Annotated in this window: 23 protein-coding genes; 14 read left to right on the top strand and 9 right to left on the bottom strand. The window is 68.6% G+C overall.

The window, feature by feature from the left end:
- Window positions 1-51: 51 nt before the first annotated feature.
- Entirely contained in the window at window positions 52-996 is a 945-nt protein-coding gene (gshB, locus tag AZC_RS22290; RefSeq protein ID WP_012172868.1) for a glutathione synthase, read from the top strand.
- A 99-nt stretch (window positions 997-1,095) separates the two neighbouring features.
- Window positions 1,096-1,407: a polyhydroxyalkanoic acid system family protein gene (locus tag AZC_RS22285; RefSeq protein WP_012172867.1), complete on the top strand. Its 312-nt coding sequence runs from the start codon at window positions 1,096-1,098 to the stop codon at window positions 1,405-1,407.
- Window positions 1,408-1,489: 82 nt separating this feature from the next.
- Here the strand turns inward: AZC_RS22285 and AZC_RS22280 are convergent, their stop codons facing one another.
- A complete protein-coding gene (locus AZC_RS22280) occupies window positions 1,490-2,284 on the bottom strand; it encodes a class I SAM-dependent methyltransferase (protein WP_012172866.1) in 795 nt (264 codons plus the stop codon).
- Window positions 2,285-2,446: 162 nt separating this feature from the next.
- Between AZC_RS22280 and AZC_RS22275 the strand changes: the two genes are divergently transcribed.
- Together AZC_RS22275 and AZC_RS22270 are read left to right on the top strand one after the other, a co-directional pair.
- A complete protein-coding gene (locus AZC_RS22275) occupies window positions 2,447-3,295 on the top strand; it encodes a helix-turn-helix transcriptional regulator (RefSeq protein ID WP_043879748.1) in 849 nt (282 codons plus the stop codon).
- Window positions 3,296-3,368: 73 nt separating this feature from the next.
- Window positions 3,369-3,713, top strand: coding sequence for an acyl carrier protein (locus AZC_RS22270; RefSeq protein WP_043880628.1), 345 nt, complete (start codon window positions 3,369-3,371; stop codon window positions 3,711-3,713).
- Window positions 3,714-3,770: 57 nt separating this feature from the next.
- Here the strand turns inward: AZC_RS22270 and AZC_RS25805 are convergent, their stop codons facing one another.
- Window positions 3,771-3,938, bottom strand: coding sequence for a hypothetical protein (locus AZC_RS25805; RefSeq protein WP_158304152.1), 168 nt, complete (start codon window positions 3,936-3,938; stop codon window positions 3,771-3,773).
- A 172-nt stretch (window positions 3,939-4,110) separates the two neighbouring features.
- On the opposite strand from AZC_RS25805, the gene AZC_RS22265 reads away from it, so the two are divergent.
- Complete coding sequence (locus tag AZC_RS22265; RefSeq protein ID WP_012172862.1) at window positions 4,111-5,643, top strand: YifB family Mg chelatase-like AAA ATPase; 1,533 nt, start codon at window positions 4,111-4,113, stop codon at window positions 5,641-5,643.
- A gap of 84 nt (window positions 5,644-5,727) precedes the next feature.
- Here AZC_RS22265 and metH read toward each other — a convergent pair whose 3' ends face one another.
- From metH to AZC_RS22250, 3 genes are all read right to left on the bottom strand, one after another.
- Complete coding sequence (gene metH / locus AZC_RS22260) at window positions 5,728-9,474, bottom strand: methionine synthase (protein WP_012172861.1); 3,747 nt, start codon at window positions 9,472-9,474, stop codon at window positions 5,728-5,730.
- Window positions 9,475-9,554: 80 nt separating this feature from the next.
- Window positions 9,555-10,469, bottom strand: a complete 915-nt coding sequence (gene metF, locus AZC_RS22255; protein WP_043879747.1) for a methylenetetrahydrofolate reductase [NAD(P)H] — start codon at window positions 10,467-10,469, stop codon at window positions 9,555-9,557.
- On the bottom strand, window positions 10,469-11,485 hold the full coding sequence (locus AZC_RS22250) for an ArsR/SmtB family transcription factor (RefSeq protein ID WP_012172859.1): 1,017 nt from the start codon (window positions 11,483-11,485) through the stop codon (window positions 10,469-10,471). Before AZC_RS22250 ends, metF begins: the two co-directional genes overlap by 1 nt.
- A gap of 280 nt (window positions 11,486-11,765) precedes the next feature.
- On the opposite strand from AZC_RS22250, the gene AZC_RS25295 reads away from it, so the two are divergent.
- Both AZC_RS25295 and AZC_RS22240 read left to right on the top strand, forming a co-directional pair.
- Window positions 11,766-12,998 carry a L,D-transpeptidase gene (locus AZC_RS25295; RefSeq protein WP_012172858.1) on the top strand — a complete coding sequence of 411 codons (1,233 nt, stop codon included), beginning with the start codon at window positions 11,766-11,768 and terminating at the stop codon, window positions 12,996-12,998.
- 93 nt (window positions 12,999-13,091) lie between these two features.
- Window positions 13,092-13,538, top strand: a complete 447-nt coding sequence (locus AZC_RS22240; RefSeq protein ID WP_012172857.1) for a GNAT family N-acetyltransferase — start codon at window positions 13,092-13,094, stop codon at window positions 13,536-13,538.
- 43 nt (window positions 13,539-13,581) lie between these two features.
- On the opposite strand, the gene AZC_RS22235 is transcribed toward AZC_RS22240, so the two are convergent.
- From AZC_RS22235 to guaB, 4 genes are all read right to left on the bottom strand, one after another.
- On the bottom strand, window positions 13,582-15,081 hold the full coding sequence (locus AZC_RS22235) for a tripartite tricarboxylate transporter permease (RefSeq protein ID WP_012172856.1): 1,500 nt from the start codon (window positions 15,079-15,081) through the stop codon (window positions 13,582-13,584).
- A gap of 9 nt (window positions 15,082-15,090) precedes the next feature.
- Window positions 15,091-15,561, bottom strand: a complete 471-nt coding sequence (locus AZC_RS22230; RefSeq protein WP_043879746.1) for a tripartite tricarboxylate transporter TctB family protein — start codon at window positions 15,559-15,561, stop codon at window positions 15,091-15,093.
- Between the two features lie 151 nt (window positions 15,562-15,712).
- Window positions 15,713-16,723 carry a Bug family tripartite tricarboxylate transporter substrate binding protein gene (locus AZC_RS22225; protein ID WP_043879745.1) on the bottom strand — a complete coding sequence of 337 codons (1,011 nt, stop codon included), beginning with the start codon at window positions 16,721-16,723 and terminating at the stop codon, window positions 15,713-15,715.
- 216 nt (window positions 16,724-16,939) lie between these two features.
- Window positions 16,940-18,442 (bottom strand): IMP dehydrogenase, encoded by a 1,503-nt coding sequence (guaB, locus tag AZC_RS22220; protein WP_043879744.1) that lies wholly within the window; start codon window positions 18,440-18,442, stop codon window positions 16,940-16,942.
- Between the two features lie 321 nt (window positions 18,443-18,763).
- Between guaB and AZC_RS22215 the strand changes: the two genes are divergently transcribed.
- The 7 genes from AZC_RS22215 to mepA all read left to right on the top strand — a co-directional run bounded on the left by AZC_RS22215 (window position 18,764) and on the right by mepA (window position 24,746).
- Complete coding sequence (locus AZC_RS22215) at window positions 18,764-19,333, top strand: NnrU family protein (RefSeq protein WP_043879743.1); 570 nt, start codon at window positions 18,764-18,766, stop codon at window positions 19,331-19,333.
- Between the two features lie 30 nt (window positions 19,334-19,363).
- Window positions 19,364-20,194, top strand: coding sequence for a 3-methyl-2-oxobutanoate hydroxymethyltransferase (gene panB, locus AZC_RS22210; protein WP_043879742.1), 831 nt, complete (start codon window positions 19,364-19,366; stop codon window positions 20,192-20,194).
- A gap of 128 nt (window positions 20,195-20,322) precedes the next feature.
- A complete protein-coding gene (locus AZC_RS22205) occupies window positions 20,323-21,039 on the top strand; it encodes a tetratricopeptide repeat protein (RefSeq protein WP_012172850.1) in 717 nt (238 codons plus the stop codon).
- An 11-nt stretch (window positions 21,040-21,050) separates the two neighbouring features.
- Entirely contained in the window at window positions 21,051-21,281 is a 231-nt protein-coding gene (locus tag AZC_RS22200) for a hypothetical protein (RefSeq protein ID WP_043879741.1), read from the top strand.
- A 119-nt stretch (window positions 21,282-21,400) separates the two neighbouring features.
- Entirely contained in the window at window positions 21,401-22,762 is a 1,362-nt protein-coding gene (gene der, locus AZC_RS22195; RefSeq protein WP_012172848.1) for a ribosome biogenesis GTPase Der, read from the top strand.
- A 134-nt stretch (window positions 22,763-22,896) separates the two neighbouring features.
- Complete coding sequence (locus AZC_RS22190) at window positions 22,897-23,826, top strand: L,D-transpeptidase (protein WP_244421756.1); 930 nt, start codon at window positions 22,897-22,899, stop codon at window positions 23,824-23,826.
- Complete coding sequence (gene mepA / locus AZC_RS22185; RefSeq protein WP_012172846.1) at window positions 23,826-24,746, top strand: penicillin-insensitive murein endopeptidase; 921 nt, start codon at window positions 23,826-23,828, stop codon at window positions 24,744-24,746. The genes AZC_RS22190 and mepA overlap by 1 nt, the downstream gene beginning before the upstream one ends.
- The last annotated feature ends 66 nt before the right edge of the window (window positions 24,747-24,812 follow it).

Raw genomic sequence — 24,812 nt, 5'->3', positions numbered from 1 at the left:
GGGCCTATAGATAGGGTTCATCCCTGCCCGGGCCTTTCGCCGGAGCCTTTCATGAGCCTTCAGGTTGCGGTCCAGATGGACCATATCGCCCACATCAACATTGCGGGCGACTCCACCTTTGCCCTGCTGCTGGAAGCCCAGCGCCGTGGTCATCGCCTCGTCCACTACACGCCCGACCGCCTCGCCATGCGCGACGGAGCGGTGTTCGCCACCGTCGAGGATCTGACGGTCGCTGACGAGGCCGGCAAGCACTTCACCCTTGGCGAGAAGCGCCGGGTGAAGCTGTCGGACTATGACGTGGTGCTGCTGCGGCAGGACCCGCCGTTCGACATGGCCTATGTCACGACCACCCATCTTCTGGAGCGGATCCACCCCAAGACGCTGGTGGTGAATGATCCGGCCCATGTGCGCAACGCGCCGGAGAAGATCTTCGTCACCGAATTCCCCGAGCTGATGCCGCCGACGCTCATCACCCGCGACCTTGAGGAGATCAAGGCGTTCCGGGCGGAGTTCAAGGACGTCGTCATGAAGCCGCTCTACGGCAATGGCGGCGCGGCGGTATTCCGCATGGCCGAGGGCGACCTCAATTTCGGCTCGCTCTACGACCTGTTCTCCACCACCTTCCGCGAGCCCTGGGTGATCCAGCGCTTCCTCCCCGAGGTGAAGCACGGCGACAAGCGCATCATCCTCGTGGATGGTGAGGCGGCGGGTGCCGTGAACCGCGTGCCGAGCGAGGGCGACCTGCGCTCCAACATGGTGCGCGGCGGCGCGGCCCGGCCCACGGACCTCACGGACCGCGAGCAGGAAATCTGCGCCCGCATCGGCCCCTCCCTGCGCAAGATGGGCCTCATCTTCGTGGGCATCGACGTGATCGACGGCAATCTCACCGAGATCAACGTCACCTCGCCCACGGGCCTGCGCGCCATCAAGCGCCTCGGCGGCCCCGATATCGCCGCCCAGATCTGGGACAAGATCGAGGAGAAGCGGCGCGCCTGAGCGCGATCCGAGCGGATTGAGTCAATCCGCTCGGTAAATCGCTCTCTAAACTCAAGGAAGAGCACGCGCCCTTCGATTGCCAAGAGACAAGGACCACGCATGGCCCCGCCGCTGACTGTATCCGTTCCCCACAAGCTCGGCCGCGAGGAAGCCGTGCGCCGCCTCCAGCAGGGCACGAGCCTGCTGCGGGAGAAGTTCGGCAATCAGGTGCAGATCCTCGAAGAGACCTGGGTCGACTCCAACCTCGATTTCCGCATCGCCGCCATGGGCCAGCAGGCCTCCGGCAAGATCGAGGTGGCGGACGATCAGGTGAATCTGGCGGTGGAACTGCCCTATCTGCTCCACCTCGCCGGCACCAAGATCAAGGAAATGGTCCAGAAGCAGGGAGCGCTGCTGCTGGAGAAGAAGTAAGCGCCTCGGGCGGCAGCGCGCGGCAGGCCTCTTTTCAGCCTGCCGCGTCTCCTTTGTAGCCTCTTCAGCTGTGCGCCCGCTCTCAGAGCGGCCGGAACACCAGCGTCGCGGTATCGAGGGTGAAGGTGCCGTCGGGCTCGATCTCGAAATAGGCCCGCACTTCCTTCGGCGCGCCTTCTTCCAGCGCCCGGATGGCGTCGGCAAGGACAGGCGGCGTGCGCATGCGCGCGATCCAGGAGGCGAATTCCAGCCGCAGGCGGCGGGTCTCCATCCCTTCCAGCACCAGCCCGGCCTTCTCGGCGGCGCTCACCCATTCCGGCACCGAATAGTCGCGCACATGGGACGTGTCGCGCAGGAGCTCGATGCTCTGGACGAAGGTGTCGAAGAGCGGATGGGGCGGGGCGACCACATCCATGAAGATCACCTTGCCCTGCGGCTTCACCACGCGCCGCGCCTGCCGCAGGCCCGCCCCGAGATCGTGCCAGTGGTGGGCGCTGTAGCGCGAGACCACCCAGTCGAAGCTCGCATCCGCGAAGGGCAGGTCCTCGGCGCGGCCCTGCTCGGTGGCGATATTGTCGAGCCCGCGTCCCTGCGCCTCGTCGACCACGGCCTGCAGCATAGAGCTCGAGAGATCGTAGGCCATGACGTGCCGCACGAGGGGGGCCGCCGTGAAGCTTACATGGCCGCCGCCGCAGCCCAGATCCAGAAGGCGATCGACACCTGCGCCGGAGAGACGGGCGGCGAGATCGGCAAGGTCCGCGCCCTTGGCATGCACTTCGCTCGCCACATAGGCTTGCGCCTGCGGGCTGAAGTGCGCCGAAACGAGACCCTCGTGGCCCTGATAGGCGGGGTGGCTGGCGGCGGAGGAAGCGGTCATGGGGCATGTCCTGATAGGGGCGGCAGCTTGCCACCCAACGGTCTAGCACGGCTCGCCCCGCCACATCCCGTGACATGGCGCGGAGGCGTGACGAGCGCCGCAAAGCTGGAACGCTTCTGAAACCGGTGCCAGATGGAAAATTATACTGGTATAAAAACCACCATGCCGCATGCCTCAGATGCCGCCCGTCGCCGTGCCCTCGCCGATTTCGTCCGCACCCGGCGGGAGAAACTGGACCCTGCGGCCCATGGCTTCACGGACCTCCGGCGGCGGCGGACGCCGGGCCTCCGCCGCGAGGAGATGGCGCAGGTCGCCGGCCTCTCCGCCACATGGTACAGCTGGATCGAGCAGGCCCGCGAGATGGCGCTTTCCGCCTCGGCCGTCTCCCGCCTAGCGCAGGCGCTCGGCCTGTCGCCCGCCGAACGGGCCTATCTGTTCGATCTGGCCGGCCGCGAGGACCCGCACCCGCCGGCGCCGGACGCCTTCCCGCCCCACGGCGCGCTCGCCCGCCTCGTCGCCGGCATGCCGGAGCCTGCCTATGTGCTGGACGGAACATGGACGGCGCAGGTGTGGAACGCTGCGGCGGCGGACCTCTTCCGGGGCTGGCTCGATGGGGCGGCGGAGCGCAACCTGCTGCGCTTCCTCTTTCTCGACCCCGCGGCCGTGGCGCTGATCCCCGACCATGCGGAGCGCACGCGCCGGGTGCTGGCGGAATTCCGCGCCGATACATCGCGCCACCTTGCCGAGCCTGCACTCGCGGGACTGGTGGCCGGCCTGATGGCAGACTCTCCGCTCTTCGCCCGCCTGTGGCATGCGCAGGGCGTGCTGGGGCGGGAAGGCGGCCTGCGCACCTTCTGCGCGGCGGACGGGGTCATCCGCAGTTTCGAACAGGTCACCCTCGCGGCGCTGCCAGGCGGGCGCACCAAGCTCGTGATGCTCGCCCCTGCCGTTGCAGACGGCGGCTTAGAGCCTGTGGCGGCTCCATTTTTCGGGCCTTCGGAGTCAGCCTGAACCAAGGTTCGGGTGGTACGGCCACAGGAGCATCGTTTGCCCTGTTCATCGATGCTTGATGCGCGGGGAAGGCATGCGCGGCTCCGAAGAGGTCAAGAACTGGATGAACATGTTCCGCTGGATCGTGAAACTGATCCGCGACGAATATGGGATTCCCGAGGACCAGCTCACCCGTCATGCCAGCATCGAGAAGGATCTCGGGCTCGATCAGGAGCAGGTCGAGCAGGTGATGGAAACGGTGAGCGAAGCCTTCGAGATCCGTTTCCCAGATGATTCCCTCGACGAGCTCGTGAAGCTGGAAGAGCTGTGCCTGCTGGCCAGCTGGCTCGCCGGCTTCTACAAGCAGCCCCCCTTTCTCGATGGCGAGTTCGTCGTGCGCGCGATGGCGATGAACCCGCGTGCCACGGCCGAGGCCTGAGGCTCGGAGCACGCGTGATTCATTGAGCGAATGGACTCAATCCGCTCGGATCGTGCTCTAGGCGAACGCCGCATAGCGCAACGCAAAGGCCGCAATCACCAGCGGTGCCAGGACCGCGATCTTCAGCAGCATGCGCGTGAGCGGGCCGGGAAGGCCGGTGGGTGCGTGGCGTGCGGCGGCGATGAAGAGTCGGGCGGCGGCGGTGGCGGGCGCATGATAGGTCATGGCGGTGTCCTTTCCCCGCCCTTGTCGCGCCGATCGCCATAAGCGGGCCATCGGGAAGCCGGCCCTTGCGGATAAAGGCCCCATCAAGTGCTGTTCGCAATCTGTTCTTGTCTCATGCAATCTGCCCGTCTAGGCTTGCAACCTTGAGGTTGGCTTGTGAGGGGGCGCAAGCGTGATCCAGCGTGTGGCGACCGTCGCCTTCGAGGGCGTCGAGGCCCGGCCGGTGGACGTTCAGGTCCATGTGGCGGCGGGGTTGCCGGCCTTCACCATCGTCGGGCTGCCCGACAAGGCCGTGACGGAGGCCAAGGAGCGGGTGCGCGCCGCGCTCATTGCCTCCGGCCTCGCGCTGCCCGCCCGGCGCATCACCGTGAACCTCGCCCCCGCCGACCTGCCCAAGGAAGGCTCCCACTACGATCTGCCCATCGCGCTCGGCCTCATGGCCGCCATCGGCGCCATTCCGAGCGATGCGCTGAACGGCTTCACGGTGGTGGGGGAACTGGGCCTCGACGGCTCCATTGCTTCGGTTGCGGGCGTGCTGCCAGCGGCCATCGGCGCCAATGCCCGCGGCCACGGCCTCATCTGCCCGGCGGCCTGCGGGGCGGAAGCGGCCTGGGCTAGCCCGGAGATGGAGATCCTCGCGCCATCCTCCCTCATCCAGCTCGCCAATCACGTCACCGGCCGGCAGGTGCTGGCGCGGCCCGATCCAAGGCTGCGCGACGCCCGCTCAGGAGGCCTCGACCTTCGGGATGTGAAGGGGCAGGAGACGGCCAAGCGGGCGCTGGAGGTGGCGGCGGCCGGCGGTCACAATCTGCTTTACGTGGGGCCGCCGGGCTCGGGCAAGTCCATGCTGGCGCAACGCCTGCCCTCCATCCTGCCGCCGCTGGTGCCGGGCGAAATGCTGGCGGTGTCCATGATCGCCTCGGTGGCGGGCAATATCGAGGACGGCGCACTCATCGACCGGAGACCGTTCCGAGCGCCCCACCATTCCGCCTCCATGGCCGCCATGGTGGGCGGCGGGTTGAAAGCCCGGCCGGGCGAAGTCTCGCTCGCCCACCTCGGGGTGCTCTTCCTCGACGAACTGCCGGAATTCTCAGCCCAGGTGCTCGACAGCCTGCGCCAGCCGCTGGAGAGCGGCGAGGTGATGATCGCCCGCGCCAACAACCGCGTCTCCTATCCCGCCCGTTTCCAGCTCGTCGCCGCCATGAACCCCTGCAAGTGCGGGCGGGCGGGGGAGCCGGGCTACACCTGCAAGCGCGGGCCGCGCTGCGCGGAGGAGTATCAGGCACGTCTCTCCGGCCCCTTCCTCGACCGCATCGACATCCATCTGGAAGTGCCGGCGGTGAGCGCCGCCGATCTGGTGCTGCCGGCCCCCGCCGAAGGCTCGGCCGAGGTGGCGGCGCGCGTCGCCGCCGCCCGCGCCCTCCAGCGGGAGCGCTATGCAGCCCTCGGCCGGCCCGACATTGCCACCAATGCCGAGGCTACCGGCACGTTGCTGGACGAGGTGGCCCGCCCCGATGCCGCCGGTGCGGCGCTCTTGCGGGACGCGGCGGACGCCATGCGCCTCTCCGCCCGTGGCTATCACCGTGTGCTGAAGGTCGCCCGCACGCTGGCCGACCTGTCCGGCGCCGAGACGCTCGGCCGCGCCCATCTCGCCGAGGCGCTCGCCTATCGTGCGCTGGCGGACCGACCTCGGGCGGCAGCGTAGCGAAGCGGGGAGAGGTTCACTCCGCTCAAACAAAAGGGGCGGGGATCGCGCGATCACCGCCCCTCGTCTTGCCTCAGCCCCTGCTCACTCCGCCGCAGCGCGGCGGGTGGGGTCGTAGTTCAGGATGGGGGCGAGCCAGCGCTCGGCCTGTTCCACCGTCCAGCCCTTGCGGGCGGCATAGTCTTCCACCTGATCACGCTCGATGCGGCCGACGCCGAAATAGGCGCTTTCCGGATGCGCGAAATAGAGGCCGGAAACCGCCGCGCCCGGCCACATGGCGAAGCTCTCGGTGAGCTCCAGCCCGATCTTGTCGGTGGCGTCCAGAAGGGTGAAGAGCGTGCCCTTCTCCGTGTGGTCGGGCTGGGCCGGATAGCCCGGGGCCGGACGGATGCCGCGATACTTCTCCGCGATCAGGTCCTCATTGCTGAGGCCCTCATCGTCGGCGTAGCCCCAGAATTCCGTGCGCACCCGCTGGTGCATCCGCTCGGCGAAGGCTTCCGCGAGGCGGTCGCACAGGGCCTTGAGCAGAATGGCGGAATAGTCGTCATTGGCGGCCTTGAAGGCGGTCGTGCGCTCCTCTTCGCCGATGCCGGCGGTGACGGCGAAGCCGCCCACATAGTCATGCACACCGCTTTCCACCGGCGCCACGAAGTCGGCCAGCGCGAGGTTCGAGCGGCCCTCACGGCGGGCGAGCTGCTGGCGCAGCGTGTGCAGCGTGGCGAGCGGGGTCATGCGGCCCTCGTCGCGGAACAGCAGGATGTCGTCGCCCACCGCATTGGCCGGCCAGAAGCCGACCACGGCCTTCGCCGTGACCCACTTCTCGTCGATGATCTTCTTCAGCATCGCCTGCGCGTCGCTGAAGAGATTGCGGGCGGCCTCGCCCACGGTCTCGTCCTGGAGAATCTGCGGATACTTGCCCGTCAGTTCCCAGGAGGCGAAGAAGGGCGACCAGTCGATGAAGGGCACGAGGTCGGCGAGGTCGTAATCCTCGAACACCTTGGTGCCGAGGAAGGTGGGCTTCACCGGCGCGCTGGCCTTGAAGTCGAGCTTCAGGGCGTTGTCGCGGGCGCTCTTCAGTGGCACGCGCTGCTTGTTGGCGTCGGCGCGGGCGTGGGCTTCCGCGAGCTTGGAATATTCCGCCCGGATGTCCGCCACATAGGTCTCGCGCGTGTCGGGGCTGAGCAGGTTCGAAACCACGCCCACGGCACGGCTGGCGTCGGTCACATAGACCGCCTGCCCACGATGATACTGCGGCGCGATCTTCACCGCCGTATGGACGCGCGAGGTGGTGGCGCCGCCGATGAGCAGCGGCACATGGAAGCCCTCGCGCTCCATCTCGGAGGCGACCGTCACCATCTCGTCCAGTGAAGGCGTGATGAGGCCGGAGAGGCCGATCACGTCCACTTTCTCGGCCTTGGCGACTTCGAGGATCTTCGCCGCCGGCACCATGACGCCGAGGTCGATCACCTCGTAATTGTTGCACTGGAGCACGACGCCGACGATGTTCTTGCCGATGTCGTGCACATCGCCCTTCACCGTGGCCATGAGGATCTTGCCCGCGGCGGACGCCTCGGTAAGCCCCATCTCCTCCTTTTCCTTCTCCATGAAAGGCATGAGGTAGGCCACCGCCTGCTTCATCACGCGAGCGGACTTCACCACCTGCGGAAGGAACATCTTGCCGGCGCCGAACAGGTCGCCGACGATGTTCATGCCGCTCATCAGCGGGCCTTCGATCACATGCAGGGGGCGCGCGGCGGCGGCTCTCGCCTCCTCCGTGTCAGCCTCCACATATTCGGTGATGCCGTTGATGAGGGCATGGGCGAGGCGCTTCTCCACGTCCCAGGTGCGCCAGGTGAGATCCGCCTCGCGCTTCTCCTTGCCGGCGCCGCCCTTGAAGCCTTCGGCGAGGCTGAGCAGACGCTCGGTGGCGTCCGCATTGCGATTCAGAACCACGTCCTCGCAGGCCTCGCGCAGCTCGGCCGGGATCTCGTCATAGACGGCGAGCTGGCCGGCATTGACGATACCCATGTCCATGCCCGCCTGGATGGCGTGATAGAGGAACACCGCGTGCATGGCCTCGCGCACGGGCTCATTGCCGCGGAACGAGAAGGAGAGGTTGGACACGCCGCCCGAGATGTGGGCGTGGGGCAGGTTCTGCCGGATCCAGCGCGTGGCCTCGATGAAGTTCACGCCATAGGGCGCGTGCTCCTCGATGCCGGTCGCCACCGCGAAGACGTTGGGATCGAAGATGATGTCTTCCGGCGGGAAGCCGATCTCTTCCGTGAGGATCTTGTAGGCGCGGGCGCAGATCTCGATCTTGCGCTCATAGGTGTCGGCCTGGCCCTTCTCGTCGAAGGCCATCACCACCACGGCGGCGCCATAGCGGCGCACGAGGCGCGCATAGTGGCGGAAGGCGTCCTCCCCCTCCTTCATGGAGATGGAGTTCACGATGCCCTTGCCCTGGATGCACTTGAGGCCGGCCTCGATGATGTCCCACTTGGAGCTGTCCACCATCACCGGCACGCGGGCGATGTCGGGCTCGGCGGCGACCAGGTTGAGGAAGGTCACCATGGCCGCGTGGCTGTCGAGCAGGCCCTCGTCCATGTTGACGTCGATCACCTGGGCGCCGCTCTCCACCTGATCTCGCGCCACATCGAGGGCGGCGGTGAAGTCGCCATTGGTGATGAGCTTGCGGAAGCGGGCGGAGCCGGTGACGTTGGTGCGCTCGCCCACGTTCACGAACGGGATTTCGCGGGTCAGCTCGAAGGGCTCGAGGCCCGAGAGGCGCAGGCGCGGCTCAAGGGTCGGGATGGCGCGCGGCGCCTTGCCGGCCACCGCCTTGGCGATGGCGCCGATATGGTCGGGCGTGGTGCCGCAGCAGCCGCCGACGATGTTCACAAGGCCCGAGGCGGCGAACTCGCCCACCAGCTCCGCCATGGCCTCCGGGCTCTCGTCATAGAGGCCGAATTCATTGGGCAGGCCGGCATTGGGGTAAGCGCAGACGAAGGTGTCCGCGACCCGGCCCAGTTCTGCAATGTGGGCGCGCATCTCCTTGGCGCCCAGCGCGCAGTTGAGGCCGATGGAGAAGGGCTGCGCGTGGCGCAGCGAATACCAGAAGGCGCTCGGCGTCTGGCCCGACAGGGTCCGGCCGGAGAGGTCGGTGATGGTGCCGGAGATCATCACCGGCAGGCGGCGGCCGATTTCCTCGAACACCGTCTCGGCCGCGAACACGGCGGCCTTGGCGTTCAGCGTGTCGAAGATGGTCTCGATGAGGATGATGTCGGAGCCGCCGGCGATGAGGCCGCGCGTCTGCTCCGCATAGGCGGTGGCAAGCTCGTCGAACGAGGTGGCGCGGAAGCCGGGATTGTTTACGTCCGGCGAGATGGAGGCGGTGCGGTTCGTCGGGCCGATGGCGCCGGCGACGAAGCGCGGCCGCCCGTCCTGCTTCTCGGCTTCGATGGCGGCTTCCTTGGCGAGGCGGGCGCCCTCCACGTTCAGCTCATAGGCCAGCGCCTCCATGGCGTAGTCCGCCTGGGCGATGGTGGTGGAGGAGAAGGTGTTGGTCTCGACGATGTCGGCACCGGCGAGGAAGTACTTGAGGTGGATCGCCCGCACGTCGTCCGGGCGGGTGAGGTTCAGGATGTCGTTATTGCCCTTGATGTCCTGCGGCCAGTCGGCGAAGCGCGCGCCGCGATAGCCCGCCTCGTCGAGCTTGAGGCCCTGGATCATCGTGCCCATGGCGCCGTCGAGCACGAGGATGCGGTCGCGCGCGGCGGCGAGGAGGGCGGAGCGGGGCTCGGTCTGGCCGGTCTTGGCAGGGGCGGTGGTCATCGGAACCTCGTGGCTCGGCGGGGCCGAGAACGGCGGAATGAAGTGAGCGGCGCTATTCGGACAGGATCAGACGTCACGCATCATGCGGCTGTCGCCGGTGCTGCCGCCGCCTGCGCGCGCAGGCCCAGAAGATGGCAGACAGCATAGACGAGGTCGGCACGGTTGAGCGTATAGAAATGGATATCGGTTGCGCCGCGATCAACCAGATCCATCACCTGCTCGGCGGCCACCGCCGCGGCGATGAGCTTGCGGGTCTCGGGGTCGTCGTCCAGCCCCTCGAAGCGGGCGGCGAACCAGTCCGGCACGCTGGCGCCGGTGGCGGCGGCAAAGCGGGCGGCCTGCTTGAAGTTCGTCACCGGCAGGATGCCGGGCACGATCGGAATGTCGATGCCGCGCGCCCGCACCTTGTCGAGATAGCGGAAGTAGACGTCGTTATCGAAGAAGAACTGGGTGATGGCCCGGTTCGCTCCGGCGTCCACCTTGCGGGCCAGCACATCGATGTCGGCGTCCGCGTCCGGGCTTTCCGGATGCCGCTCGGGATAAGCGGAGACGGACACCTCGAAATCGCCCAGCTTCTTGATGCCGGCCACAAGGTCCGCGGCATAGGCATAGCCGCCGGGGTGAGGCTCGTACTTGGTGCCGACGCCGGTGGTGGGGTCGCCGCGCAGGGCGACGATATGCTTCACGCCGGCATCCGCGTAGGAGCGCACCACCTCGTCGATCTCCGCGCGGGTGGCGGCGACGCAGGTGAGGTGGGCGGCCGGGGCGAGGCTCGTTTCCTTCACGATGCGCGCGACGGTCGAATGGGTGCGCTCGCGGGTGGAGCCGCCCGCGCCGTAGGTGACGGACACGAAATTGGGGCAGAGCGGGGCCAGCCGGTCGATGGAGGCCCAGAGCGTGCGCTCCATCTCCTCGGTCTTGGGCGGAAAGAACTCAAACGACACGGAAACCGGGGCCTTGCCCAGTTCGCGGCTCGCCCTGACGGGGCCCGACATCACGCAACCTCCCTTTGTGCCCCGGCCGCCGCGCGCGGGTCGCGGCCGAGCCAGAGCGATACGATGAGCCGCCCCTCGCCATTGCGGTCGGGGAGCAGCGCCTTATGGGCTTCGGGCTCAAGGCCCGCCTGCGCCATCCAGCCGGCCACCGTCTCCGGCGAAAAGCCGAGGCGGCGGTGGGCATGGGCCTCGCGCAGGAATTCGAGATCGTGGGGCGCAAAATCCACCACCAGCAGGCGGCCGCCGGGCTTCACCATGCGGGCGGCCTCGCGCACGGCGCGGGCACCGTCGTCGATGAAGTGCAGCACCTGGTGGATGATGACCACGTCGAAGCTCTCGCGCGGCAGCGCGAGGTTGAAGATGTCGCCCTGCCGGACCGAGCAGTGGCGCAGCCCGGCGCGCTCCAGATTGGCACGGGCGATGGCCAGCATGTCGGGTGAGAGGTCGAGGCCGAGGCCGCGCTCGATGTCCGGGCCGAAGACTTCCAGCATCCGTCCCGTGCCCGTGCCGAGGTCCAGCAGGCTCTCCATGTGCTGGCCGGCGAGGATGTCGCGCACCGCCGCTTCCACGTCGGCCTCGGGCACATGGAGACCGCGGATGCGGTCCCATTCGTCCGCATGGGCGCGGAAATAGGCCTGGGCGGCGGCGGCGCGGGCGGCGCGCACGTCCGAGAGGCGCTCGCGGTCGCGCTGGAGCACGTCGTCGCCCGGCGCGAGGAGATCCAGCAGGCGGGCGGCGAGCACGCTGCCCGGCCCCTCGGTGGCGCGGCGATAGAACACCCAGCTCGCCTCGCGGTGGCGCTCCACGAGCCCGGCTTCCGCCAGCAGCTTGAGGTGGCGGGAAATGCGGGGCTGGGACTGGCCCATGATGTCGGTGAGATCGGAGACCGTGAGATCCGCTTCGCTCAGCACCGAGAGCAGCCGCAGGCGCGTGTCCTCGCCGGCGGCCTTGAGGCCGTCGAGCAGGGTGGCGAAGGGGACGCGGGGCGCGTCGCTATGGCTGCCGTCAAAAGACATAAAGATATCTTTATATTCTATTTCTGGCCCGCGCAAGGAGGTCGGAGGGAGCGGGCAGGTGTTGCTGCGACGCCGCAGCTTGCGTGAAGCCTTCACATTTGTTTGTCGGGTCCAAATGCCGGATTGCACGGGTCCGGGTGCAGGTCTACAGACCGAAGGACGGAACCAAACTCAACCTTGTGTCCTTGAGGTCACAGCCTGCATCGATGCTCCAGAACGGGACAAAGATTCAGGAGGGCGTTTCCAATTTCGACACAGTTTCGGGGTTACAACCGATCCCATGACGCTGCGCAAAACTTTCCTCCTGTCTCTCGGCGTGTCGCTGCTGGCCGTGTCGGCCCACGCGCAGTCCGTGCCGAGCGTTTATTATGTCCCGGCCTCGGACGACGAGACCGGCTCCATCACGTCCGAAGCCCCTCCGGCCTCCGTGCCGCAGCAGGGACCGGCGGGTTCCGTCCCCGGCTATGACGATCCGTATGCGCGCCCGGTGAGGCGCAGCTACGACAGCGTCGAGAGCGCGCCTCTGTCCGCGCCTCCGGGGGCCGCGCAGGCCAGCTATCCCACCTCCCAGCAGCCCGTGCAGCAGCCGGGATACCAGCAGGGCTATGCCCAGCCGGCCGCGCCGCAGGGCACCCAGCCCATGTCCATCGCGCCGCAGGGTGGCTATGCCCAGCAGCAGGGCGGCGGTTACCAGACCCAGCAGGGTGGCTACCAGCAGCAGCCCCAGGGCGGCTATGCCTCCCAGGCTCCGGCGACCGCCTACGGCCAGCCCGCGCCCGGCCAGCAGCGCGTCTATATCCAGGGCCCGAACGGTGCCCAGGCCGTTGCGGCTCCGGCCCCCGCGCCGGGCTATGCCCCGCCGCAGAGCTATGAGCAGCAGCAGTCCATGCGCGCGAACGCCTCCGCCGGCTATGTGGTGCCGGCGAGCGTGCCGCAGGGTGGCGCTTATGCGTCCAACGCCGCTGTGGTGCCCGGCACCAACGAGGCACCGTCCGGCCCGCGCATCGAGGACGTGGATCCCAGCGAGCCCGTTCCGGATCGCTTTCGCCGCCAGACGGTGGACTATGTGACCAGCCAGCCGGCCGGCACGATCGTGATCGATACGCCGAACACCTACCTCTATTACGTGCTGGGTGGCGGCAAGGCGATCCGCTACGGCATCGGCGTGGGCCGCGACGGCTTCACCTGGGCCGGTACGGAAAAGATCACCCGCAAGGCGGAATGGGCCGACTGGCGCCCGCCGGCGGAGATGATCCAGCGCCAGCCCTATCTGCCGCGCTTTATGGCCGGCGGCCCGGGCAACCCGCTCGGCGCCCGCACGCTGTATCTCGGCGGCACGGTGTACCGCATCCACGGCACCAACGAGCCGCAGACCATCGGCAAGTTCGTGTCGTCGGGCTGCTTCCGCATGCTCAACAACGACGTGGAAGACCTCTACACCCGCGTGAACGTGGGCACCAAGGTGGTCATCCTGCCGAAGAGCGGCGGCGCGCAGGCCAACGCCCAGCGCTGAGCCGGCCGGTTCGACGTTTGCATCAAAGGCGCGCCCCGGTGGCGCGCCTTTTTCGTTTGGGCGTCCGCTGGGCGGCGCGGGGGAGGGCAGGTCATGTCGGTGGTGGTGCGGGCGCCCGAGGCGGCGGACGAGGCGGCATGGCGCCAGCTCTGGGCGGGCTATAACGACTTCTACAATGCGGACGTCCCGGAAGAGGTGACGGCCCATACCTGGAGGCGGGTGCTCGATCCCGCCTCGCCCGTCTTCGGTCTCCTCGCGGAAGAGGATGGCCGGTTGGTCGGCATGGCGCTCTGCGTCCACCACGAGGGCACCTGGAGCCTTACCGGCGTGTGCTATCTCGAAGACCTGTATGTGGACCCGGCGGCCCGCGGCGGCGGCGTCGGCCGCGCCATCCTCGACCATCTCGTGGCCCATTGCCGCGCGCAGGGCTGGACCGACCTCTACTGGCACACACGCGACACCAATGCGACCGCCCGCCGGCTCTATGACAGCTATGTCGCCGTAGATGACCATGTGCGCTACCGCATGGAACTGGACTGAGATCCGCCGATGCCGGCCGTGGCCGGCATCGCTGGCGTAAGTGTCAGTCCTCGTTTGCCTTGAAGCGGTCCAGGCCCTTCAGCACGAACGGGGCGATGAGGGCGAGGAGGGCCACCACCAGAAGGGTTGCGGAGATGGGGCTCTCCACCAGCACCATGGGATCGCCGAGGCTGATGGAGAGCGCCCGGCGCAATTGCGCCTCCGCCACCGGCCCGAGGATCAGGCCCACCACCACCGGCGCGACGGGATAGTCGAAGCGCCGCATGAGATAGCCCAGCACACCGAAGACGGTGAGCATGCCGAGCTCGGCCACCGAGGGCTTGGCGGCGATGGTGCCCATGGTGGCGAAGACGAGAATGCCCGCATAGAGCCAGGGCTGGGGAATGGCGAGCAGCCGCACCCACAGGCCCACCAGCGGCAGGTTCAGCACCAGCAGCATCACATTGGCGATATAGAGCGAGGCGATCAGCCCCCACACCAGCTGCGGATGATCCGCGAACAGCAGCGGGCCGGGATTGAGGCCATATTGCTGGAAGCCGGCCAGCATCATGGCGGCGGTGGCGGAGGTGGGCAGGCCCAGCGTCAGCAGGGGCACCAGCGTGCCCGCCGCCGAGGCATTGTTGGCGGCCTCGGGACCGGCGACGCCCTCGATCGCCCCCTTGCCGAATTCCTCCGGATGCTTGGTCAGCCGGCGCTCCACCGCATAGGAAAGGAAGGTCGGGATTTCCGCCCCGCCCGCGGGCAAGGCGCCGATGGGAAAGCCGAGGAAGGTGCCGCGCAGCCACGGCTTCCATGAGCGGCGCCAGTCGTCGAGGCTCATCCAGAGCGAGCCGCGCACCGGCTCCACCTGCTCGGGCGCCGCATGGCGGCGGGAGGCGATGAACAGGGCTTCGCCGATGGCAAAGAGGCCCACGGCCAGCGTGGTCACCTCCACGCCGTCCAGCAGCTCCGGCACGCCGAAGCCGAGCCGCGCCTGTCCGGTGAGCTTGTCGATGCCGACGAGGCCGAGCGCCAGCCCGATGAACAGGCTGGTAAGGCCGCGCACAGGCGAGTCCCCGAAGGTGGCCGAGACGGTGACGAAAGCCACGCACATCAGCGCGAAATAGTCCTCAGGGCCGAACTGGACCGCGATCTCCACCAGCGTCGGCGCGAGAAAGGTGAGGCCCAGCGTGGCGATGGTGCCGGCGACGAAGGAGCCGATGGCGGAGGTGGCGAGCGCCGGCCCGCCACGGCCGGCCTTCGCCATCTTGTTGCCTTCCAAAGCGGTTGCCATGGAGGCGCTCTCGCCGGGCGTGTTGATGAGGATGGCGGTGGTGGAGCCGCCATACATGCCGCCGTAATAGATGCCCGCGAACATGATGAGCGAGCCTGCGGGATCGAGCTTGTAGGTGACGGGCAGCAGCAGCGCGACGGTGAGCGCCGGGCCGATGCCCGGCAGCACGCCGACCGCCGTGCCGAGCAGCACGCCGATGAGCGCGAACAGCAGGTTGGTCGGGGCAATGGCGACCGAGAGGCCGGTGAGGAGCGAGCCGAAGGTGTCCATGGGGCCTCCTCAGAGCAGCCGTTCCAGCGGCCCCATGGGCAGCGACAAGGTGAGCAGCTTGGCGAACATGAGATAGGCGAGGAGGCCGATCACGAAGCCTATGCCGAGGTCCGCCAGCAGCGCGCGCCGACCGAAGGCGCGGGCGGTGGCGGCGAACAGGATGGCGGTGGCGGGAATGAAGCCGCCGTCGAAGGCGATGAGGGCAATCAGCACCAGCAGGCCGCCGACGATCCAGGCGATCGCCCCGAAGTCGCCGGCCTCGCGATGGGGCAGGGCGCCGCGCCAGGCGGTGATGAAGTTCGCCACCGCCAGAAGGGCGAGGCCGCCGGCCACCACCTTGGGGGCGGCGTCCGGCCCGAGGCCATAAGGCGAGCCCAGCGTGAGGCGGGTGGCGTCCCACCAGATGACGGCGGCGAGCGCCGCAAGGCCGAGGGCGATGGCGATGCCCGCCATGTCCGGCCGGTTCAGCTTGCGATCCATGGAGCCTCCTGAGGCGGCCGGAAGGGGGGCGCCGGGCGGCGCCCCCGCTGGAGCCATTCCCGCAGACGTGTGCGGTTCTGCGAAAGGAATTGCGTGAAACCAAGAACTTGGGTCGTTTCCGCGTTTCCGTGAAATGCGGAAATGACCCCGGTCAGGGCTTCACCAGCCCCACGGACTTCAGGATGTCGGTGGTGGTGGCGTTTTCCTGCTTCAGGAAGGCGGTGAAGGCTTCGCCCGTGAGCAAAGCGTCGTCCCAGCCCTTCTGCTTCAGCACCTCGGCCCAGGCGGGCGACTTCGCCATCTTCTCGACCGTCGCGGTGAGGGTCTTCACCTGCTCCGGATTGAGGCCGGGCGGGGCGACGACGCCACGCCAGTTGGTGATCTTCAGCTTGAGGCCGGCTTCGGTGAGGGTCGGGGCATCGACGCCCTCCACCCGCTCGCCGGCGGTGACGGCGAGGATGCGCAGCTTGCCCGCCTTCACCTGGCTCTCGAACTCGCCATAGCCGGAGATGCCGGCGGTCACCTTGCCGCCGAGCACGGCGGCCAGCGCCTCGCCGCCGCCGGAGAAGGGGATGTAGTTGATCTTGGAGGGATCAGCGCCGGCCGCCTGCGCAAACAGGGCGGCGGCGATATGGTCCACGCCGCCCGCCGAACCGCCGGCCCAGGTCACCTTGGCCGGGTTGGCCTTGATGGCCTCGGCCAGCTCCTGCACGGTCTTGATGGGCGAGGCCGCCGGCACGGCGATGGCCTCGGTCTCCTCGGTGAGGCGGGCGATGGGCGTCACCTGATCAAGGGTGACGGGCGCCTTGTTGGTGAGGATGGCGCCCACCATCACATAGCCCATCACCATGAGCTGGTTCGGATCGCCCTTCGCGCCATTGACGAACTGGGCGATGCCGATGGTGCCGCCAGCGCCCGCCACATTGGTCACCTGCACGCTGCGGGCGGCGCCCGCCGCCACGAGGGCCTGCTGCATGGAGCGCGCGGTCTGGTCCCAGCCGCCGCCGGGGGCGGCCGGCGCCATGATCCGGAGATCGGCCACTTGAGCGCGAGCGGGCAGAGCGGCGAGCGGGGCCGCCAGCAGAGCGAGGCCCAGCGCGGCGACGGCGCGGCGGGAGGGGCGAGCGGACAGGGCGCGGGGGCCGTGTGAGAACTGCGGCATGATTTCCTTCCCGTGACGGACGTGAGGTCCTGATCTCCGCTTCACCTCAAGGTGGCGGACGTTGGGGAAAGAATTGACCGCTTCCGTTGCGAAAGGAAGCGGGCGGAGCGCCGGAACGCCGGATTTCGCCCCTTCATGCACATGCCGCAAGGGAATGTTGCGGGCAAAGAAAACGCCCGGCGGTGAGACCGCCGGGCGTGATCCGGAGACGACCGTTCAGAGGCTGCTGGGATAGTTCGGGCTCTCGCGGGTGATGGTCACGTCGTGCACGTGGCTCTCGCGCAGGCCGGCGGAGGAGATGCGCACGAAGCGCGCCTTCTCGCGGAATTCCGGCAGCGTGGCGCCGCCCACATAGCCCATGGCGGCGCGCAGGCCGCCGGCGAGCTGGTGCAGCACGTTGCTCGCCGGGCCCTTGTAGGCCACCTGACCCTCGACGCCTTCCGGCACCAGCTTCAGCGCATCGCGGACTTCCGCCTGGAAGTAGCGGTCCGCCGAGCCGCGGGACATGGCGCCCACCGAGCCCATGCCGCGATAGGCCTTGTAGGAGCGGCCCTGATAGAGGAACACCTCCCCGGGGCTCTCCTCGGTGCCGGCGAGCAGCGAGCCGACCATGGCGACGGAGGCGCCGGCGGCCAGCGCCTTGGCGAGATCGCCGGAGAACTTGATGCCGCCGTCCGCGACGATGGGCGTGTTGGTGGCGGCCGCGGCTTCCACAGCGTCCATCACGGCTGTGAGCTGGGGCACGCCCACGCCCGCGACGATGCGGGTGGTGCAGATGGAGCCGGGGCCGATGCCCACCTTGATGGCGTCCGCGCCGGCATCGATCAGCGCCTTGGTGGCGTCGGCGGTGGCGACGTTGCCGGCGAGGATCTGCGTGGCGTTGGACAGCTTCTTGATGCGGGCCACCTGGTCGATGACCTTCCGCGAATGGCCGTGCGCGGTGTCCACCACCACGAGGTCCACGCCCGCGTCGATCAGGCGCTCCGTGCGCTCGTAGCCGTCATCACCGACCGTGGTGGCGGCAGCGACGCGCAGGCGGCCCTGCTCGTCCTTGGCGGCGTTCGGATTGGCGACCGCCTTCTCGATGTCCTTCACGGTGATGAGGCCGACGCAGTGGTAGTTGGCGTCCACCACCAGCAGCTTCTCGATGCGGTACTGGTGGAGCAGCTTCTTGGCCTCGGCCTGGCTGACGTTCTCCGTGACGGTGATGAGCCGGTCCTTGGTCATCAGCTCGGAGACGGGCTGGTCCGGATTGGTGGCGAAGCGCACGTCGCGGTTGGTGAGGATGCCCACCAGCTTGCCGCCGCGCCCGTTGCCGCGCTCCACCACCGGAATGCCGGAGATGCCGAAGCGCTTCATCAGGTCGAGGGCATATTGCAGCGTCTCGTCCGGGTGGATGGTGACCGGGTTCACCACCATGCCGCTCTCGAACTTCTTCACCTGCCGCACGTGCTCGGCCTGGATCTCCGGCGTGAGGTTGCGGTGGATGACGCCGATGCCGCCGGCCTGCGCCATGGCGATGGCCATGCGGGCTTCCGTCACCGTGTCCATGGCGGCGGAGAGGATGGGCAGGTTGAGGCTGATGGTGTTGGTGAGGCGGGTGGCGAGGTTGACCCCGCCCGGCATCACTTCCGAGGCGCCGGGAACCAGCAGCACGTCGTCGAACGTGAGCGCCTCGCGGAAGGGCGAGCCGTTAAGGGAGGAAAGGGGGTTCGACATCGCCAACTCCTGATCGGGCCCGCCGGTCTGGCAGCCCGCAGTATGAGGATCGAAGCGCCCGGCTGCAGCCGTTTCGGTGTGGAGCCGCGCTTCGAGTTGGCAGTGGCCGATACCATGGCCGCACGACGATTAGAAGACCTTGCCCCCGCTTTCGTCATGCGCCCGGCGCAGGCCCGCGCCGCGTGGAAAGCTGTAGCATGGATGGGGACCTAACGGTGCCCTCATCCGCCGGCTGGAACTGGTGGACTTCCAAGCGGCGGCGGACCGCTCTAGGTTCCGGCCGGTCCGGCGGTTCCGGACGCCGTGCAACGGGGCCCTTCCATGTTCATGATGCTGCTCGGTCTGGTGATCTTCATCGGCACCCATCTCGTCTCGACGCGCCCCGCGCTGCGCGCCAGCCTCGTGGGGCAGGTGGGAGAAGGGCCATACAAGGGCTTCTACTCGCTGCTGGCGCTGAGCGGCCTCCTGCTCACCGGCTATGGCTACGGCCTGTGGCGCGCGGCGGGGCCCGCCATCCTCTGGACACCGCCCTATCAGCTGCGCCACCTCACCATGGGGCTGATGCTGATTGCCGCCATCTGCCTCGTCGCCGCTTATGTGCCGAGCCACATCAAGGCGTGGCTGAAGCACCCCATGCTGGTGGGTGTGAAGGTGTGGGCGCTGGCGCACTTTCTTGTGAAGGGCGATGCCGCCTCCATGACGCTGTTCGCGGTGGTGCTCGCCTGGGCGGTCTATGACCGCATCTCCGTGAAGCGGCGCGGCCTGCCGCTGCCCGTGGCGCCCTCAGGGTGGACCGGCGATCTCGCGGCGGTGGCCGGCGGTGTCGTCCTCTATCTGTTCCTCGTCTTCGTCTTCCATCCCTATGTGGTGGGCGTGCCCGTCATGGGCTGACCGAACCCGACAAGAATCCAAGGAAACGCCATGTCCATCCAGTCCGAGGCGCGCCGCACGACGGCGCCGGAGATTCGTGCCCGCAAGGGCGGCACGCCCATCGTCAGCCTCACCTCCTACCATGCCCACACCGCCCAGCTTCTGGACGCCCATGTGGATGTGATCCTGGTGGGCGACAGCCTCGGCATGGTGATGCACGGGCTGGAGACCACCGTTCCGGTCACTGTCGAGATGATGATCGTGCATGGCCGGGCGGTGGTGCGCGGCACGAAGCGCGCCCTCATCGTCGTGGACCTGCCCTTCGGGAGCTATGAGGCGAGCCCGGTCGAGGCCTTCCATACCGCCGCGCGGGTGCTGAAGGAGACCGGCGCCGGCGCGGTGAAGCTGGAGGGCGGCGTGCGCATGGCCGAGACCGTGCGCTTCCTCGTGGACCGCGGCATTCCGGTGATGGGCCATGTGGGCCTCACCCCGCAGGCCATCAACACGCTCGGCTCCTTCAAGGCGCGCGGCCGGGACGAGACCGAGGCCGGGCAGATCTTCGAGGATGCGGTGGCGATCTCCCATGCGGGCGCCTTCTCCATCGTGCTGGAGGCCATCGCCGAGCCGCTCGCCCGCCGCATCACGCAGGAGGTGGCCCCGCCCACCATCGGCATCGGCGGCAGCGCGGCCTGCGACGGGCAGATCCTCGTCCTGGAGGACATGCTGGGCCTCGCGCCCCGCGTGCCGAAGTTCGTGAAGAAATATGCCGAGCTCGGCCCCGCCATCGAGGCGGCCGTCTCCTCCTATGCGGAGGAGGTGCGGGCCCGCACCTTCCCCGGCCCGGAGCATGTCTATGCGCCGAAGGCCCCCAAGGCGGGCTGACCGGAAAAGATCAAAAAACGGCGAAATCGGGCCCGTTTGCCACAAACGGGCCGCATGAGTACCTTACCGGCCCTTTTGCCCGCCCGCCGGCCTCCGGCGGGATGGGCCTTCGCGCGCTTGGACTTTGAATGACCGACATTTTTGACGAGATCGACGAGGATCTGCGCCGCGAGCGCCTGAGCCGGCTGTGGAACCGCTTCGGCATCTACGTGATCCTCTTCGTGGTGGCGGTGATCGCCGGGACCGCCGCCTACAGCGGCTGGCGCTGGTGGCAGCAGCGCGAGGCCCAGGCGACCAGCGTGCGCTTCGAGGCCGCCGTGAAGCTGGCTGACGAGGGCAAGCATCAGGAGGCGGAAGCCGCGTTCAACGCGCTCGCCAAGGATGCGCCCGCCGGCTATCGCGCACTCGCCCGCTTCCGCGCCGCCACCGAACTTGCCACCCGCGACAAGGCCGCCGCCGTCGCCGCCTTCGATACGCTGGCCGCCGATACCGGCCTCACCGCCGCCGAGCGGGATCTGGCGCGCATCCGCGCCGCCATGATCCTCGTGGACACGGGCGCGGTGGCCGACGTGAAGCAGCGCGTGCAGGCGCTGGCCGACGGCACGAGCCCGCTGCGGCATTCCGCCCGCGAACTGATCGCCCTTTCCCAGTACAAGGCCGGCGACCTCAAGGGCGCCAACACCACCGCGAGCCTGATCCTGGAAGATCAGGAAACGCCCTATGGCGTGCGTTCGCGGGCCGAGCTGATCCGCTCCCTCACCGCCCCGGCGCCGGCCAAGGCGGGCGAGGCGGCCCCGGCTCCCGCTTCCGCACCGGCCCCCGCCGCTCCCTCCGCCAAACCATGAGGACCCCCAGCATGCTGCGCGGACGCATCCGTATCGCCTTCGCTTTGGCTCTCGCTTTCGGCGTCTCGGGCTGCGAGAGTCTGGAAAAGCTCAACATCTTTGACACCAAGAAGCCGTTGCCGGGCCAGCGCCAGCAGGTCTTCCCGGGCGGCGTGCCCGGCGTCGAAGACAAGGCGCCGCTGGTGCAGCCGAGCAATTCCAACGTGTCGCTCGGCGCTGCGCCGACCCTCAAGCCGGAGTGAGGCCGCGCCGACGCGGCTCTGTTGACCGCGCGGCATGACCGCTCCTGCCAAACCTATGCTAGAGAACGGGCGGGGCTTCCAGCCGGAGGCCCCGTTCCGTCGTTTTAGGCCCATTGTTCATGTCCTTCACCCTGGCCATCGTCGGCCGTCCCAATGTCGGCAAGTCCACCCTCTTCAACCGTCTCGTCGGCAAGAGGCTCGCGCTCGTTGACGACCGCCCCGGCGTGACCCGCGACCGGCGGGAAGGGGACGCGCGCCTCGGCGACCTCGCCTTCCGCATCGTCGATACGGCGGGCCTCGAGGAAGCCGATGCGGATAGCCTCGAAGGGCGCATGCGGGCGCAGACCGAGACCGCCATCGGCGACGCGGACGCGCTGCTGTTCCTGATCGACGCCCGCGTGGGGCTGACGCCCACCGACCGGGCCTTCGCGTCGCTCGCCCGCCGCTCGGGCAAGCCGACCATCCTCGTGGCCAACAAGAGCGAGGGCCGCGGCGGCGAGGCGGGGGCCATGGAGGCTTATGAACTCGGCCTCGGCGCACCGGTGCCGCTGTCCGCCGAGCATGGCGAGGGCCTCTCTGATCTCTATGACGCCATCTGCGAGGCTTTGCCGGCCCAGACCGCGCCGCAGGAAGAGGATGAGGAGACCGAGGAGGCGGAGGCCAATCCCAACCGCCCCATCAAGGTGGCGGTGATCGGCCGCCCCAATGCGGGCAAGTCCACCCTCATCAACCGCCTGCTCGGCGAGGATCGCCTGCTGACCGGCCCGGAGGCCGGCATCACCCGCGATTCCATCTCCGTGGAAGTGACGTGGAACGGGCGGGCGCTGGAAGTGTTCGACACCGCCGGCCTGCGCAAGCGTGCGCGCATCGAGGACAAGCTGGAGAAGCTCTCCGCCGCCGATGCCCTGCGCGCCATGAAGTTCGCGGAAGTGGTGGTGGTGCTCATGGATGCCACCAAGCCCTTCGAGGAACAGGACCTGCGCATCGCAGACCTGGTGGTGCGCGAGGGCCGGGCCCTGGTCCTCGGCTACAACAAGTCTGATCTTGTCGGCCCCGCCGCCTTCTCCCGTCTGCGGGAAGAAGCGGATCACTGGCTGCCGCAGGTGAAGGGCGTGCCCATCGTGCCGCTGTCCGGTCTCACCGGGCGCGGCCTCGACAAGCTGGTGGAGGCCATCGCGGCCACCTATGCGGTGTGGAACACCCGCATCCCCACCAATCCGCTGAACCGCTACCTGCAGGAAGCGACCGATTCGCATCCGCCGCCGGCGGTGTCCGGCCGCCGGGTGAAGATCCGCTACATGACGCAGCCCAAGGCCCGCCCGCCGAGCTTCGTCCTGTTCTGCTCGCGCCCCGAGGCGCTGCCGGAAAGCTATCTGCGCTACATCACCAACGGTTTGCGCGAGGCATTCAGCCTGCCCGGCGTGCCGATCCGCCTCACCCTGCGCGAGAAGGGCAACCCGTACGCGGACAAGGACAAGTAGGACGCCGCGCCTCAACCTCGCATTTACCCTGCGCGCGCATTGTCGCGGGCGGTGGAGAGGGGAAGGCGATGTCCGGCACGGCAGGAATGGATCGGCGGCAGCTTCTGAGGCGGACGTGTCTGCTCGGCGGCAGCGTGGCGCTTCTTGCGCTCTCCCCCGTACGGGCGGCCGAGGATCCTGAAGAGACGGCCATCCGCTCTCTGAAGCCCGGCGAATACGTCTGGCATCCGGAGCGCGCGCCCGAAGGTCCGGTGGCCATCGTGGTCAATCTGCCGGAGCAGCGCTGCTTCGTGTATCGCGACGGGGTGCGCATCGGCGTCTCCACCGTCTCCACCGGCAAGGAAGGGCATCTGACGCCCACCGGGGTCTTCACCATCCTCGCGAAGGACGTGGACCACCATTCCTCGCTCTATCACGAAGCCTCCATGCCCTATTCCGAGCGGCTGACATGGTCCGGCGTGGCGCTGCATGCGGGCGGCCTGCCGGGCTATCCGTCCTCGCACGGCTGCGTCCACCTGCCGCTCGCTTTCTCCAAATTGCTTTACGGCATCACGTCCGTCGGCACGCCGGTCATCATCTCGGACGGTCACAATGCGCCGCAGGATGTGCTCGACCCCGGCCTTGTGCTGCCGGCCGACGTGACGGCCTCCATTGCGGCCGGTGCGGACCAGAAGGTGCCGGACGGCAGTCGCGGCCCGGCCTGCGTCGTGGCGAGCGGGGCGGACCGCCGCCTCGTCGTGCTGCGCGACGGGGTGGAGGTTCTGAGCGGCGCCCTGACGGTGAAGGATCCCACCCAGCCGCTGGGCAACGTGGTCTATGTGCTGCGCCCGCAGCAGGACGGAAAGCCGCCGCGCTGGAGCGCGGTCAGCTATGAGGGCAACGGCGCCAGGGCCGGTGCGGCGCAGGACGCGCTGGCCCGCCTGATGGTGGAGCCGGCGGTGAACGCGCGCCTCGTCGCGCTGCTGACGCCGGGCGCCACCATGCTGGTGACTGATCTCCCGGCCGATTCGGGCACCCGCAGCGGACCCGATCTCGTCATCCTCGATCAGCGCGGCAGCGTCTGATGCGGGCCGTCCGTGGTCTTGTGGGCGCGCTCGTCGCCGTCTCGCTGCTGCCCGGCACGCTACCGGCCTCCGCGCAGGACGGCGGGCCGCCGGCGAAGGAACTGTTCGGCGCGGCGAAGACCGCCGCCCCGCTCGCCACCCGCTCCATCGGCTTCTATTCGCGCGGCTGCCTCGCGGGCGCGAGCGAACTTCCGGCCAACGGGCCGGCGGCGACGGCCGTGCGGCAGGGCGCGCAGGGGCCGCTCTGGCAGGCCATGCGCCCCTCCCGTGACCGCGCCTGGGGGCATCCGGCCCTCATCGATTTCCTGGAGCGATTCGCCGCCAGCGTGCCGCAGGTCTCCCGCTGGCCCGGCATCCTCGTGGGCGACATGTCGCAGCCGCGCGGCGGGCCCATGCGCACCGGCCATGCCTCCCACCAGGTGGGGCTCGATGCCGACATCTGGCTCACCCCCAGCCCTGGCCGCGCCTTCACGCCGCAGGAGCGCGAGAGCGTCTCCGCCACCATGATCGTGCGGCCCGACCGCCTCGATGTGGACCGCAAGGTGTGGACGGCGGATCATCTCGCCGTGATCCGCGCCGCTGCGCAGGATGCCAATGTGGAGCGCATCTTCGTGAATGCGGCCATCAAGAAGGCGCTGTGCCGCGATGCGCAGGGCGACCGCGCCTGGCTCGCCAAGGTCCGGCCCTACTGGGGGCACGACTACCACATGCACGTGCGGCTGTTCTGCCCGAAGGACAGTCCCGACTGCCGGCCGCAGGAGCCCCCACCGGTCGGTGACGGCTGCGGCAGCGAACTCGCCTGGTGGTTCACCGACGAGGTGCTGCACCCCAAACCCTCGCCCACGCCCCAGAAGCCGAAGCCGCCGCTGACGCTCGCAGACCTGCCCGCCGCCTGTACGGCGGTGCTCGACGCGCGTTGAGGATCAAGGGATGCAAGCGGGTCCGCCGGCACGCCTGAGGCGTGCAAGCCACAGGCGATATGATTG

Origin of the sequence: Azorhizobium caulinodans ORS 571 (assembly GCF_000010525.1) — a bacterium.
Taxonomy (GTDB): Bacteria; Pseudomonadota; Alphaproteobacteria; order Rhizobiales; family Xanthobacteraceae; genus Azorhizobium; species Azorhizobium caulinodans.
This window is presented reverse-complemented; position numbering and strand designations above follow the sequence as displayed.

Bases quoted from the DNA above. Each gene is read 5' to 3' on its own strand.
- guaB (WP_043879744.1), bottom strand. From the start codon at position 18,442: ATGTCGAACCCCCTTTCCTCCCTTAACGGCTCGCCCTTCCGCGAGGCG.
- metF (WP_043879747.1), bottom strand. From the start codon at position 10,469: ATGTCGGGCCCCGTCAGGGCGAGCCGCGAACTGGGCAAGGCCCCGGTT.
- metH (WP_012172861.1), bottom strand. From the start codon at position 9,474: ATGACCACCGCCCCTGCCAAGACCGGCCAGACCGAGCCCCGCTCCGCC.
- AZC_RS22285 (WP_012172867.1), top strand. From the start codon at position 1,096: ATGGCCCCGCCGCTGACTGTATCCGTTCCCCACAAGCTCGGCCGCGAG.
- AZC_RS25805 (WP_158304152.1), bottom strand. From the start codon at position 3,938: ATGACCTATCATGCGCCCGCCACCGCCGCCGCCCGACTCTTCATCGCC.
- AZC_RS22280 (WP_012172866.1), bottom strand. From the start codon at position 2,284: ATGACCGCTTCCTCCGCCGCCAGCCACCCCGCCTATCAGGGCCACGAG.
- AZC_RS22205 (WP_012172850.1), top strand. From the start codon at position 20,323: ATGACCGACATTTTTGACGAGATCGACGAGGATCTGCGCCGCGAGCGC.
- gshB (WP_012172868.1), top strand. From the start codon at position 52: ATGAGCCTTCAGGTTGCGGTCCAGATGGACCATATCGCCCACATCAAC.
- AZC_RS22225 (WP_043879745.1), bottom strand. From the start codon at position 16,723: ATGCCGCAGTTCTCACACGGCCCCCGCGCCCTGTCCGCTCGCCCCTCC.
- AZC_RS22200 (WP_043879741.1), top strand. From the start codon at position 21,051: ATGCTGCGCGGACGCATCCGTATCGCCTTCGCTTTGGCTCTCGCTTTC.
- AZC_RS22215 (WP_043879743.1), top strand. From the start codon at position 18,764: ATGTTCATGATGCTGCTCGGTCTGGTGATCTTCATCGGCACCCATCTC.
- AZC_RS25295 (WP_012172858.1), top strand. From the start codon at position 11,766: ATGACGCTGCGCAAAACTTTCCTCCTGTCTCTCGGCGTGTCGCTGCTG.
- AZC_RS22250 (WP_012172859.1), bottom strand. From the start codon at position 11,485: ATGTCTTTTGACGGCAGCCATAGCGACGCGCCCCGCGTCCCCTTCGCC.
- AZC_RS22235 (WP_012172856.1), bottom strand. From the start codon at position 15,081: ATGGACACCTTCGGCTCGCTCCTCACCGGCCTCTCGGTCGCCATTGCC.
- mepA (WP_012172846.1), top strand. From the start codon at position 23,826: ATGCGGGCCGTCCGTGGTCTTGTGGGCGCGCTCGTCGCCGTCTCGCTG.
- AZC_RS22230 (WP_043879746.1), bottom strand. From the start codon at position 15,561: ATGGATCGCAAGCTGAACCGGCCGGACATGGCGGGCATCGCCATCGCC.
- AZC_RS22270 (WP_043880628.1), top strand. From the start codon at position 3,369: ATGCGCGGCTCCGAAGAGGTCAAGAACTGGATGAACATGTTCCGCTGG.
- panB (WP_043879742.1), top strand. From the start codon at position 19,364: ATGTCCATCCAGTCCGAGGCGCGCCGCACGACGGCGCCGGAGATTCGT.
- der (WP_012172848.1), top strand. From the start codon at position 21,401: ATGTCCTTCACCCTGGCCATCGTCGGCCGTCCCAATGTCGGCAAGTCC.
- AZC_RS22240 (WP_012172857.1), top strand. From the start codon at position 13,092: ATGTCGGTGGTGGTGCGGGCGCCCGAGGCGGCGGACGAGGCGGCATGG.
- AZC_RS22275 (WP_043879748.1), top strand. From the start codon at position 2,447: ATGCCGCATGCCTCAGATGCCGCCCGTCGCCGTGCCCTCGCCGATTTC.